This is a genomic window from Paenibacillus oralis, from assembly GCF_003863965.1.
Taxonomy (GTDB): Bacteria; Bacillota; Bacilli; order Paenibacillales; family Paenibacillaceae; genus Fontibacillus; species Fontibacillus oralis.
The window spans coordinates 3,426,892-3,440,498 of sequence record NZ_RRCN01000001.1 but is presented as its reverse complement, the minus strand read 5'-3'; the positions used below and the strand labels follow the sequence as shown (position 1 = coordinate 3,440,498).

7 protein-coding genes and 1 riboswitch are annotated in these 13,607 nt (G+C 55.4%); of the genes, 1 reads left to right on the top strand and 6 read right to left on the bottom strand.

Going from position 1 to position 13,607, the window contains the following annotated elements; genetic code table 11:
- Positions 1–457: 457 nt before the first annotated feature.
- On the top strand, positions 458–5,923 hold the full coding sequence (locus tag EHV15_RS15400) for a S8 family serine peptidase (protein ID WP_128631979.1): 5,466 nt from the start codon (positions 458–460) through the stop codon (positions 5,921–5,923).
- Positions 5,924–5,982: 59 nt separating this feature from the next.
- Here the strand turns inward: EHV15_RS15400 and EHV15_RS15395 are convergent, their stop codons facing one another.
- The 6 genes from EHV15_RS15395 to EHV15_RS15370 all read right to left on the bottom strand — a co-directional run bounded on the left by EHV15_RS15395 (position 5,983) and on the right by EHV15_RS15370 (position 13,539).
- Positions 5,983–6,375, bottom strand: coding sequence for a VOC family protein (locus EHV15_RS15395; RefSeq protein ID WP_128631978.1), 393 nt, complete (start codon positions 6,373–6,375; stop codon positions 5,983–5,985).
- Between the two features lie 915 nt (positions 6,376–7,290).
- On the bottom strand, positions 7,291–8,289 hold the full coding sequence (locus EHV15_RS15390; protein ID WP_128631977.1) for an ABC transporter ATP-binding protein: 999 nt from the start codon (positions 8,287–8,289) through the stop codon (positions 7,291–7,293).
- Positions 8,290–8,564: 275 nt separating this feature from the next.
- A complete protein-coding gene (locus EHV15_RS15385) occupies positions 8,565–9,302 on the bottom strand; it encodes an ABC transporter permease (RefSeq protein ID WP_246061938.1) in 738 nt (245 codons plus the stop codon).
- Positions 9,303–9,505: 203 nt separating this feature from the next.
- Positions 9,506–10,282 (bottom strand): ABC transporter permease, encoded by a 777-nt coding sequence (locus EHV15_RS15380; RefSeq protein ID WP_128631976.1) that lies wholly within the window; start codon positions 10,280–10,282, stop codon positions 9,506–9,508.
- 215 nt (positions 10,283–10,497) lie between these two features.
- Positions 10,498–10,578: riboswitch (cyclic di-GMP riboswitch) on the top strand.
- A gap of 471 nt (positions 10,579–11,049) precedes the next feature.
- On the bottom strand, positions 11,050–12,117 hold the full coding sequence (locus tag EHV15_RS15375) for a sensor histidine kinase (RefSeq protein WP_178075866.1): 1,068 nt from the start codon (positions 12,115–12,117) through the stop codon (positions 11,050–11,052).
- 33 nt (positions 12,118–12,150) lie between these two features.
- On the bottom strand, positions 12,151–13,539 hold the full coding sequence (locus EHV15_RS15370; protein WP_128631974.1) for a sugar phosphate nucleotidyltransferase: 1,389 nt from the start codon (positions 13,537–13,539) through the stop codon (positions 12,151–12,153).
- Positions 13,540–13,607 lie beyond the last annotated feature (68 nt).

Genomic DNA, 13,607 nt, shown 5'->3' with positions numbered 1-13,607 from the left:
TATTTTTCTATGAATATATGTATATTTTCGTAAAATTCTACTTGTGTATTTTCATTTTCATAGATATACTATTTTCAAAACAAGCCATTATTTACCTATTTTTATTTTTTATTGAAAATAACCTACTTTTCCTATCGATTTTATAATTCGACCAACCTCAACATCATCGGCAGTTCAACGAAAGCCTGAATTTATCGCCGATACCTCACCATTTTCCGCTTCACGTTTTGGTTATGTCCTATTCGCCTTGTGTTATAAACCGGGCCCAAACGCCAAATTTCTACTACCTACCGCCCGAAGCGATTCTCTTTCCGACTCAGAAGTTATTCATGTTAATTTTTCTCCCATGAAAGGAGGTGATGCTTGGAATTACGTTTAACTGACAGCCGGTAATTCTCCGGGCTGCCACAAGAGGATTTTTCGAAAGACCATTAACCTAGTAAAGGGAGTGAAGAAGTTGGTCCGATTCAAAAGATTCCGTAAAAATTTCTCACTCGGTATGTCGATCCTCCTTGTGCTTACTTTTGTTCCTGCGACCTATGCCGAAAACAACGGCGCGGCGGCCAAAACCAGTTTAAAATCCAACTCGCCGCACATCGCCGAAGCCAAGATCGATGCCAAACTGACGACGCAGTTCAAGCAGGACGATTACGTGACTTATCTCGTCAAATTAAAAGAACAGACCGATACGGCCTCCGTTTCCAAGCTGGCCCTGCACAAAGCCGCAATCGAAAAAGCGACGCCTTCGGCCGCCAAAATGTCGGCCCGGACTTCCGTCATCAGCGCGCTGCGCGAAACGGCTTCACGCACCCAGTTCAGCCTGGATAACTATTTGAGGCAGGAGCAAAAGTCCGGAGAAGTTAAGGATTATAAAAGCTACTTTATCGTAAACGCCATGGCGGTGACAAGCACAAAAGAGGTGCTTGATCAAATCGCCCTGTTTCCGGAAGTAGAAAAGATTCTCCCCAACGAAGAACGGTTTCTGGATAAGGTGGAAATCGACAAGCAGGAGGCGGCGGCCGGTCAAGGGACATCCGTCAAGGATGCCGCGGCCGATAATGCCGGAGGGGCGGCCGTCAAGCCGAGCAGCGTCGAATGGAACATCGCCCAGGTCAACGCCCCTGAGGTTTGGGCCCAAGGCATTGACGGATCGGGAATCGTCGTCGCCAATCTCGACACCGGCGTGGAATACACCCATCCGGCTTTGCGCGCTAAATGGCGCGGGTTCGACGCGTCCGGAAACATCGTCGATCCCGAGCTGAACTGGTACGATCCGCACAGCCACGCCTCGCTGCCGGCGGATACCAACGGGCACGGCACCCACACGATGGGCACGATGGTCGGATCGGAGCCGGACGGCTCGAACCAGATCGGCGTAGCGCCCGGGGCAAAATGGATCGCGGTGCGCATTTTTAACCCGTCGACCACCGACGCCATCATCCTGGACGGCGGGCAATGGCTGCTCGCTCCGGTGGACGCGGAAGGAAACCTCCATCCCGAGCTCGCTCCCGACGTTGTCAACAACTCGTGGGGCGGCGGCCCGGGACTGGACGAATGGTACCGTCCAGTCGTACAAGCCTGGCGGGACGCGCAGATTTTCCCTGAATTTTCAGCCGGGAATACGACCTTAACCAATCCGGGTGGGCCCGGCTCCGTCGCCAATCCGGCTAATTATCCGGAGTCGTTCGCTACAGGGGCGACAGACATCAACCGCAACCTGGCCGCTTTCTCCCTGCTAGGTCCTTCTCCTTACGGCGAGATCAAGCCGGAGGTTTCCGCGCCGGGCGTCAACATCCGCTCCTCCGTACCCGGCGGCGATTATGAAGGCGGCTGGAACGGCACGTCGATGGCCGGCCCGCATACGACCGCGATCGCCGCGCTGCTGCTGCAGGCCAACCATTCGCTGACGGTGGACGATCTCGAACAAATCCTGACCGACACGGCGGCGCCGCGCACGGACAGCCGGTTCCCGAGCACGCCGAACAACGGGTACGGCCATGGCATCGTCAACGCGCTGGACGCCGTCGGTTCCGTGCTCGAAGGGGTCGGAACGGTGTCCGGCCGGGTCGCAACCGCCGGCGACGATTTCGAAGAGCCGGTGCTGGAGCATACTCCGCCTTCCTTAATATATGAAGGTTTCGACCTAACGTTAACCGCCCATGTGACCGACAATATCGCCGTGACTTCGGTTGAATTTTACGCCCGGGAGGCGGGAACCAGCCATTATTTATACCTGCCGGCGACGCGCGTGTCGGGCACGAGCCAGGACGGCGTCTATGAAGCCACCGTCCCGTCCTTTCTGGTCGGAACCGCTGGGCTCGAATATTACATTAGGGTCAGCGATTACGGGGGCAACGGCTTTGACAGCGACCCGTATTCCGTAACCGTGTCGGCCGGAATTCAGCCTGGATACGAGCAGGATTTCGAGACCGATGTGATCGGGTACTTGACCGGCGGAACCGGAAACACGTGGGCCTGGGGAACGCCGGTTAGCGGCCCGGGCAGCGCCCATTCCGGGGAAAAAGTGTACGCGACGAACCTGACCGGCACTTACGCCGCCAACGCCAACTCCTACCTGCTGGCGCCTCCGATCGATCTAACCGGAAGCCCGGAAGGGGCGCTGCTTTCTTTTAAACATTGGTACGATCTTGAAAATAACCGGGATTTCGGCACGGTGTATATCGCCTCCGAAGACAGCGATTACGCTTTCGCGCCGGTGGCCGAATTTACGGGAACGAGCGGCGGCTGGAAAACGCAATATATCGACCTTCGCCCTTATGCCGGCCAGCAAGTTTATCTGCAATTCAATTTAACGACCGACGGTTCGGTGCAAAAAGCCGGCTGGTACCTTGACGACCTGTCGCTGCAAGCTCCGGACAACGTCGCTCCGGCGGCTCCCGTCGGGCTCAGCGGTTCCGTCAATTTCGTCGGCAGCGCGGAGCTTTCCTGGTCCGCCTCGGCCGATGAGGATGTGAAGGAATACACCGTATACCGCTCCGTAACTTCGGGAACGGGATACGAAGCGATCACCACGACGGCGGAAACAGCTTATACGGACGCGTCCACCGTGACCGGCGCCACGTATTACTACGCCGTCACCGCGATCGATTACAGCGGCAACGAAAGCGAAAAATCGAACGAAGTCGCGTTGACGATCGAACGTCCGGTCAGCCTGTTCAGCGACGATTTTGACGGCGGCGACGACGGCGGCTGGACTCATAGCGGCACGCAGGACGAATGGGAACGCGGCAGACCGTCCGCCCCCGGCCCGAGCAGCGCCGTATCTCCCCCGAACGTCTGGGGCACGGATCTCGACGATACGTACGCGAATGGAGCGGATTACTCGCTCGTGTCTCCCGCCATCGATCTGAGCGGAGTGGACAACGCCACACTGGCCTTCGACCACTGGTTTGAAATCGAAGGGGGCTATGACTTCGGATACGTGGAAGCCAGCTCCGACGGCGGCGCGACCTGGGCCCAGTTGGGCAGATATTCGCACAGCACGAACGGCAAACAGTGGAGCCCGGTGTACTACAGCCTGGACGAATATGCCGGCGGAGCGGCGAAAATCCGTTTCCGGCTGAAGACGGATAACAGCGTCACGAAAGCGGGCTGGTATATCGACAACGTTCAGGTGCTCAGCGTGAATACGCCGGAAACGAAGGCTGCCCAAGACGTGGTTGACGAGATCGCCCCGCAAAAATCCAAGGCGGACAAACCCGGTCCCGCCTACAAGCTGATCCGCACCACCAAAAGCGAATATAACGAAGCGGCCGGCAAAGCGCAGGGCAGCGGCGAAGCCGGCGTCAGCAGCCTGCCGGCCAGCGCGACCGTGACGGTGGTGGAAACGGGACGTTCCGTAAAAACGGACCCCGCGTCCGGAAAATACAGCCTGACCCATGTGGCCGGCGATTATACGCTGAAAGCGGAGGCCTACGGCTATTCCCCGCAAACGTTGCCGGTCAAGATTGAAGATCAGAAGAGCGCGAAAGCCAACTTCAATTTGCAGGCGATCCCGAAAGGGCAAATTACCGGCACGATTACCGACGAACGCAGCGGCGAGCCGATCGTAGACGCTGCCGTAACCGTGCTTGAGGACGCGACGATCGCCCCGCAACGTACTGGAGAGGACGGCGGCTTCTCGCTGGAGGTGCTGGAAGGAACGTACACGCTGTCGGTGACGGCGAGCGACTATTACAGCGGCACGATCGCCGTGACCGTGCCGCCGGACGGCAGCGCCGACGGATCGCTCGCGCTGAAGCCGTTTATCGGCCTGCCGGGTGAAATCGGCTACGACGACGGCACGGCGGAAAACGCCTGGTCGTTTAACGCGGCAGGCAACGCCTGGGCGGTGCGGATGACGCCGGAATCCGGCGCGGCGCAAGTGACTGGAGCCTCCATCCGGTTCTGGAACGAGGAATTTCCCGTACCGGGCGGAACGGCGTTCCAGTATGCCGTATTCGACGCCTCCGGACCTGACGGCTCGCCGGGCCGCCAGCTTGCGGGACCGTTTGACGGCACGGCGCTGCGCAACGACCAGTGGACGACGCTTGCGCTGCCGGAGCCGGTGACGGTCGAAGGCGATTTCTACATCGTGTATATCCAAACGTTGGCGGGCACCAGCGCGCCGGGGTTGGCGGCCGATGAAAACGGTCCGAACGCCAGCCGCAGCTGGCAGCGGGTCAGCGGCGTCTGGAGCCAGACGGACGAGGAAGACGGCAACATCATGATCCGCGCCATCGTGCGCTACCCGGTGAACGCGCCGGTCATTACCTCGCCGACAGCCGGCTCCTTTACGAATCAGCCGACGATTGCCGTAACGGGAACGTCACCGGCGAATGAAGCGACGGTTCAGCTGTACAACGGCACGGAACCAGCCGGTACGGCGGCCGTGAAAAACGGGCAGTTCAGTTTGAATATCGAACTGCATTCCGGCGTGAACGAGCTGAGCGCGGAGGTCGTCGTCAACGGCAAAACGACCGACCGTTCGCTCCCGTTGACGGTGACGCTCGACAACGCCGCACCGCAGCTCGACGTCATTTCGCCGCAGGACGGATTCCGCACCAATTCGGAAGTGCTGAATGTGGCCGGAGCTGCGCTGGACGAATATCTGAGCAAGCTAACCGTTAACGGGGCAGAGGTTACCGCCGGAGACGCGGGTTCCTTCGCCCACCGTTTGCTGATTAATGCCGGCGAAAATCTCGTTACGGTCACGGCCACCGACCTGGCCGGCAACGAAACGACGGTCACCCGGGCCGTCTATGTCGATCTCGAGCTGCCCGAAATCACGGGCCTTTCCCCGGCCGAAGACGTGCATTTGACGGCCGGCAAGGCGCTCGCTGTATCTTTTGACAGCGTTCCGGGGCTGGAAGCCTCATTCCGCGTCGAACTGCCGGTTTCGCTGGCGAGCAGCGGCGGCAGCGGAATCGCGCTGGACGAAACCGCGCCGGGGCATTATGAAGGCGTTTATGTCACGCCGGCATCGCTTGTGCTTGACGGCGGGGTGATCGTCGTCAGCGTGCGAGATAAAGCCGGGAACGAAGGCGACTTCCAGGCCCCGGGCCGATTGTTCGTCGCCGCGCCGGGCGGCAACCCGCCGGGTGAAGATCCGGGCGAAGACCCCGGGGAGAACCCGGATGACCCCGGGCAAAATCCGCCGGACGATAATCTGGCGCCCAAAGCCGTGATCAAGGCCGCTAATAGCGCGCAGAAAAGAAAGCAGGTTGAATTCGACGGCAGACGTTCCTCGGACGAGGACGGCAGCATCGTCAGCTACAGCTGGCAGTTCAGCGATGGCGGCAGCGCGTCCGGCGCGAAAGTGAAGCACCGCTTTGACCGCGCCGGAACCTATACCGTCACGCTGACGGTCACCGATGATGACGGCGCCACCGGCTCCGCCGTTCACACGATCAAAATCAAGTAAGCAAAAACGCAAGCGGCCATGGTTCGAGGGATTCGAACCATGGCCGTCTTGTGTTTTTTTCACATTCCGTTATGTTGGACCAGGTCCAGACGATTTCCGTAAAGATCCTCGAATACGACCTCGATCCCCCACGGCACTTCCTTTGGCTCACCGAAAAAATTGACCCCGTTTGCCTTCATGTGCTTGTAATCGCGGTAGCAATCCTCGGTCTGAACGGCCAGGAAAACGTGGCCTGCCGCTTGGCTGCCGACTTTGGCCGCTTTGTCCGCCGTGTCGGCCTCGACGAAAACGATCGCCGTTCCGGCGTCCTGAGACGGAGCGGCGGTCACCCAACGCATCCCGCCTCCGAACGCGTTGTCCGTCAGCAGGACGAAGCCTGCCTTCTTCGTGTAGAACTCAATCGCTTCAGCGTAATTTTTCACCAGCAACGTAACATGCCCTATCTTCTTCACTTTTTCACTCCTATCACTTTGTAACTATCGCTTCGTAACTCATAGCCGGCTTCCTTTCGGTAATTTTCCTTCGCTCGGACATAGTTTATGGGAGATTGGCTATATCTATCCGAGACTGGGCTTCACCTATCCCAAACGTCGGCCGTCTGCCGATTCTAACGGACTACAGCGCCGCTATTTCGGCAAAATCAGCAGTTTGGAGAATTTAACGGACACCACAGACCTTATTTGGCATTTCAGCGCTCATTTTCAGCCTTTTTTGAGTGAATAAGTGCACCTCTGTCCGTTAGAAATTAAAACTCCGTATTTTGGGACAAATAACGTCGCTCAGGTCCGTTTGCCGCTTGTGGTTGGCCCGCCGCCGAGCACTAGTCAATACTAAGGCAATCGTCGTTACATGAGTTGTCGTTACACAAGCACTCCCCGTACTAGCTGTCACTGCAAGAGTGTTCACAGCTCCTAACGCCTTTGTTGCCGCTGCCCTTCGCTGGCCCGCTGCACTAGTAGAATGATCCGGAAATAATATGGCTTATCCGCGGACGGGGGCCATGGATCACTTTGTTTTATATTAGTCTTGTGCTCAGAATCGTCCCATAAAATAGCGGAACTTTAGGGTCTTATTTTCCGAATTTGAGCCTATTCATCACCATAGGGGAACTTTTGGGTCTTATTTTTCGATGAACAGGTCGAAAGGCTGCCTTTCGCCACTAAATCGTGAAAATAACGCCATAAAATTCCTCTATTCTACGCAACATAGGGGATATCACTGAAATAGCGCCCTTTTTTTCCTTTATGTTGTCACCCGAGATCTTCAATAGACTAATTTTGCCGTTTTCTCAAGTCTTCACTTGCCATCATGCTAACGTTATTTCCAGAATCGTCTACTAGTCACCACTGCCAGCAGCCGCCCGCAACCTACGACGCCGAAAAACTGCGGATGACCTCCTCGAAATCGGGCTCCTCCATGTCGACATCGTCGATTTCTCCCCAATTGCCAAGCTCCCGGATGATCTCCATGGTGCCGATCTCGCGCCGATCCGCTTCGATGACGACCGTGTTCTCCTCTATGCTGGTTACGCGAAACGGCAGGCCGGATGGGTCGGTCGCCTCTTCTCTCCATTCCTCCGGCACCCGAAACCCGCCCCGGAACTTTACGCGGATGACCGTCGGCAAGCCGATCATGTCCCGCAGCGAGCGGATCGTCCCGTCATAGGCGAGCTGCCCGTGATTGATGACCATCACGCGGCTGCACAGCTGCTCAATATCGTCCATGTCGTGCGTGGTGAGCAGAATCGTTTTCCCGAAGTCCTTGTTTAAGGTTTGCAAAAACTGCCGGATGTTGCGTTTGGCGTGCACATCAAGGCCGATCGTCGGCTCATCAAGGAACAGCAGATCCGGATCGTGCAGCATGGCGGCCGAAATGTCGGCCCGCATCCGCTGGCCCAGCGACAGCTTGCGCACCGGCGTCATCCAAAATTCGCGCAGATCCAGCAGCTCGGCAAACCGGTCCAGACGCTCCCGTTTTTCCGCCGGGCTTACGCCGTACATTTCTGCCAGGATGTCGTACGAATCCTTTACGGGCAAATCCCACCACAGCTGGCTGCGCTGCCCGAACACGACGCCCAACCTGCGGACGGCCCGCCGCCGGTCGCGGTGGGGGTTCAGGCCGCCGACCGTAACCGTGCCTGAGGTCGGGTGCAGAATGCCGGTGAGCATTTTGATCGTCGTCGACTTGCCCGCGCCGTTGGGCCCGATGTAACCGACGAACTCCCCGCGCTCGATGTTAAAGCTGATGCCCCGAACCGCCTCTTTCAACCGGTATTCCCGCGAAAACAGCGTGCGCAGTCCGGACAGCTTTCCCTCGCGTACGACAGGCGTTTTGAACTCCTTATATAAATGGCTGGCTTCGATCATGATCCGCGCCTCCTAAAAGTTTTGTGAGCATCGCTTCGTCAGCATAGACTTCGTACAAAACTTGCATCGTAAGCATAAGCTTAGTTTTGTGAGCATCGCTTCGTCAGCATAGACTTCGTACAAAACTTGCATCGTAAGCATAAGCTTAGTTTTGTGAGCATCACTTCGTCAGCATAGACTTCATACAAAACTTGCATCGTAAGCATAAACTTAGTTTTGTGAGCATCACTTCGTCAGCATAGGCTTCGTACAAAACTTGTATCGTAAGCATAAGCTTAGCTCCCCGTGCTCTGATACTTGGTGATGCCAAACTGCCAGAACCTTAAGCTGGCGGCCAGACAAACCGCCGCTGCCCCCGCCGTCGCCGCAAGGATCCACAGCCCCCATTCGCCCCGCAAAATATAGAGCGAAGGTACATAATTCACAAAGCCGACCGGGATCACGAACAAAAATAGCGAAGACATCCACTTCGGATACAAGGTGAGCGGGTAGCGCGCCGCCGTGTGGGCTGCATCCTCGGTGAAATTTTGCAGTTCGCTGATGCGAGTCGTCCAGAAACCGAGCGTAGCCGTGGCGAGTCCGATAGAAAACAAAATGACCGCGCCGGTAACGATAATGAACAGCGTAAACGGCACCGCGGTCCAGCCGACTTGTCCGCTATGCATCATTGCGCCGAGCGACCAGCACAGGATAAAACCACCCTGCAGCAGTTCGCCGGGCATCAGCCGGAAGTTCTGCGGCATTAAAGCGAGCAGCACCGGCATCGGCCGCGTCAATAGCTGGTCGAGCTCTCCGCCGACCAGGTATTTTTCCAGATGGTGCACCTCCTCGGCAAACGTGCGGTACAGCGTTTTGGACAACGTCATCACCGCAAACAGATACCCGATCTCGTAAACCGACCAGCCCTGTATTGCGCCGAACTTGTCCAGAACGATCGCGATCATCAGAAACTCGGAAATCTGGATCAACGCGGCCAGCACCGTACCCAGCAAAAAATTGAATTTGTACTGCATCCGGCTTTTTATGCTCGTGCGGATCAGCAGCCGGTACAAGTTCAGCCATGACGCCGGCTTCGCGCCGATGAACCGGTTCGGACCGGTAGTGACGCTCGCACTGCGGTCGCCGCCGCTGCTAATGTTACCATCGATTTCGCGTGTGCCGCCCATCCTGCTCTTAGGCTTCTTCCCGTTCTCAGCGCCAGGCCCCTTCCTCTCGTTCATCCGCCCTGCACCTCCACTTTCCGCCGCAGCAGCCGGGTCGCCAGCAGACAGCAAACGGTCATCAGGACGCACCAAAGCAGCGTTCCCCATAAGGCGGAGCCGCTTCCGGTTCCGAGATAAATCGTTGTGGGAACGTACAGCAGGTAGGGATAAGGCGACATCCAGGCGAGGTTTTCCAGCGGCCCGGGCAGCCATTCCAGCGGAATAAAAAATCCGGCAAGCAAATTAATAAGCGCGCTGTTGGCCCAATACAACCAGGACGATTCCGTCGTCCACAAGGCGCTTACGCCGATCAAATAGTTTATGCAAATCGACAGATAGGAGGCTCCGAGCAGCCCTAACACAGTGTACAGCATGGCGGTCCATTGATTTGGAACTTGCAGTGAAAAAACGAAGAAATACAGGAGATAAATCGGGATGGATTTGTAAACGAACTGGTAGGCGATTTGCCCCCATTCCCTGGCCATCGCATGGCTGAACAGATGAACGGGACGCATCAGGTCAAGCGCGATTTGCCCGGTCCTGACGGATTGGGGGATGCCGAGCCCGCCCGTGATGAAACTGGTGATCCAGAGACACGCCTGGGTGAAAGTGATGTAATTCACCATCCCCTGCGTACCGTATTCTCCCAGCGAGTGGTCCTTTCCCAGCCCGATCCAGATGCACGCGTACATAAATCCGAACATCGCGCTCGCGAGGTTGTGCACCATATGGGCTCCGCGGTACTGCAAATTGCGGGCATAGGCTTTGGAAGCCAGCGTGAAATAAAGCATGCGATTAAACACCTCCGATAAGCACATTTAAAGGGAGTTTTATCCCCTCATAGACGGCGGACCCGTCCACTTCAGACAAGGCGATTTTGCAAGAAGGATACTATCATACCTTAATATTCCAAGGGTGGCAAGAGAAATCTTGCGCACCCGGCTTACCAGGAAATGGATTGCATGTTTCAGGGAATCGTGATACGATATTTTTTGTGAAAAAGCGGCTACGATAACGGCAAACCTGTCGAAAGGCAGCGACGCAAAGCTAAAGGGCCTTCCCGCAAGGATGGCAGCCAGCTACCGAACAGAGGGCTTTTTTTGTTTTTTTAGATCTCAGAAAGTATAAACTTCGTAGGGTCCAGGTCTACTTCCTGTTATCGCAAGAAAAACTGCTTCTTAACGCGGTTTGTCTTCTTTGGATGTACTTCGATAGAAGTTTTTCTTATGTATAAAATGGGCTTAAGCTGTTGGAGCGAACTAAGTGTCGGTCTACAAAATAGCGGAAATTTATGTGCTTATTATCCGGAGCCAGGCCTGTTCATCCCCATTAGCGGCATTTTATGTACTTATTTTCCTGTGAAGGGTCCAGAACGCAGGCTTTTCCTTGTGATTCGAGAAAATAGCGACATAAATTCCCCCTATTTCCCTCAAATGGACGGATATCGCCGGAATAAAGACATTTTTTGTCCTTATATTTCTCGCATTTTCGCAGGAGTTTTCTCATGATTGTTTGGTCAAGCGCCGTTTCGGGTTTTGCGTTTTAAATTGGGTAAGACTTAATCCAAATGATCGGGTTTTGGCATACGCAAGCGGAATGTGCTTCCTCGCCCTACTTCCGAGGTTAAGGTAATCGTCCCTCCATGGTCCGTTACAATTTTCTTGACGATATAAAGCCCCAGACCGCTGCCCTTAATTTGGCGGGAGCCCGAATGGCTGACTCGATAAAATTTATCGAACAGCCGCGCATGCATCTCCGCGGGAATTCCTATCCCGTAATCCGTCACCTCGATGACATAACAGCCTGCTTCTTCCGCGATTCGGATACGTATAACTTCTTTGCCGGGAGAATATTTAAGCGCATTGTTGATTAAGTTGTCAAAGACTTGGGTGATTCTGATCCGGTCCGCGTAGATAAATGCGTCTTCAACCTCGGAGTCCACGTGAATGAGCTGCGAAGATTTCAAATTCCATCGTTCGGCTGCTTCGTGAATGAGTTCCACCAGCGGTACATAAGTTTTGTGATAGTTAAACACTCCCGATTCCAGCCGCTCACTGTCCACAACATCCTCAAGCAGATTGGACAACCGGTTCCCTTCCGCAAAAATGATTTCCATGTAGCGCCGCCTGTTCTGCTCAGTAATATCGTACTGCATCAACATTTCCACATAGCCCAGCAGCGTCGTCAGAGGTGTCCTTAATTCATGGGAGACCACGCTGATCATTTCGTGCCTCTGCTTATCGCCCGCCACCTCTTCGCCGCATTCCCGAAATACCAATAAATACCCGTAGCATGCCGTTTGCGCGGCATCGAATACCGGGTTCACATAAAACGAGAAAAAACGCCTAGGCCCTTGGGTATATAGAAACTTCCCCTGATTCCCGTTCACCTCGCCTCTTCGAAACGCTTGTATTGTCTTGGTAAGCTTATGCTCCTCCTGCTGAATGTTCGCATCCATCGCTTTTGTAAAAGCCGTAATGTCATGCCCGGTCATCTCATCCAAGCCGAACAGGTCTTTGAGCCTGCGGTTCATAAACACGATCATACCCCTAGTATCGCATTTAAGGATACCTTCCTGAAATGATTCCAAGTAGTACGTATCAATGTCGTGTTGTTCCTCAGCCATTTTTTCTCTCATTTGCCAACCGCTTGTCCGGTTTTACCGCCTGGCCGGCACTTCATGGTTTTGCTCTTCCCCCTTTCCCTCCTTCGCCATCCAAGGAGCGGCATAACGGATAATGTCGCTGTCTTCGATTTTTAGACCGATTTGCAATTCGATCAATTCCAGATCGCTGTACGCCAACAATGCATGTTTCATGCCCGGCTCAACGACAACAACGCTTCCCGCTTCTACGGGAAACGTTTGCCCGTCAATACACGCTTCGCCCGCGCCGGCAATCACGATCCAGATTTCTTTGCGCCGCCCATGTTCATGATAGCCGATAAAACGGCCTGCGGAAATAACGGCCCGGTTGGTCACCGATTCCGTTTCGCCCGCGTGTCTTGCGGTCAACACCGTCTTCCGGCCCCACCCGGTTTCTTTAAAACGGGGGGTGATTTCGACTTGATCCACCATATCTTTAATGCCGGTCGACGCTTCCCGGTCGGTGACCAGAATACCGTCGGGTCCCGCGGCCACGACGATGTTGGGCACTCTCCATACGCCTACGGGGATATCCAGCTCATTGACAATACGGGAGCCGGATGAATCCGGACAGACATAACCGCTCCCGCTGACCTGCTGCTCCATTTCTTCCGAGAGCGAATTCCATGTGCCGATATCTTTCCAGCGGCCTTGATAAGGAACGGCTACAATGCGCTTCGTTCGTTCCACCACCTCGATGTCGAAGCTTTGGCGCGGAAGCAGCTTATACATGCCGAGCAGTTCATCGTAATCTGCCGGAAGGCCTCTTTGCTTAAGCCCGCCAAGCAAAAATCCAAGCCGAAACACGAACACGCCGCAGTTCCATAAGGCGCCCTCGTCAATCAACGTTTGAGCCCTAGCCGCGGAAGGCTTCTCCACAAACGCTCGAACCCGCAAGCTTCCATCAGCTCCGGCCGGTTGCTGCGTCACAATATAGCCGAATTTATCCGCAGGCGAGTCGGGAGCCACGCCCAAAAGCGCCAGATCGGCGCCAGTGTCCGCCAACACGCCGGGTAGTTTGCCCAAGGCTTGAAAAAAGGAATCCTCCGCATAACCGTCGACCGGCATCACCCCCACGATTTCGTCAGGACCACAGCCTTCCTTGCTGTGCAAGTAGGCGGAGGCCAAACTGATGGCCGGAAAGGTGTCCCTCCGCTCCGGTTCCTCCAGAATCGGCGCCAGATCGCCAACCTGCCCTTGAATCAGCTCCCTCTGTCCAAGGCTGGCCGAGAACAACAACGCTTCCGCCAACCCCGCGTCGGAAAGCTGGCGGCAAACCCGCTGCAACATGCTTTCCGCCTTCCCCTCATGCCGCAACACGGGCAAAAACTGCTTCGGACGGTTCGTGTTCGACAAAGGCCACAGTCGTTTCCCCGCACCGCCTGACAATAAAATTAGACGCATTTTTTCTCCCACCTTTTAATTGATGATTGTCACATTATTTCAAATATTAATCATTTTTGTTATTTTGT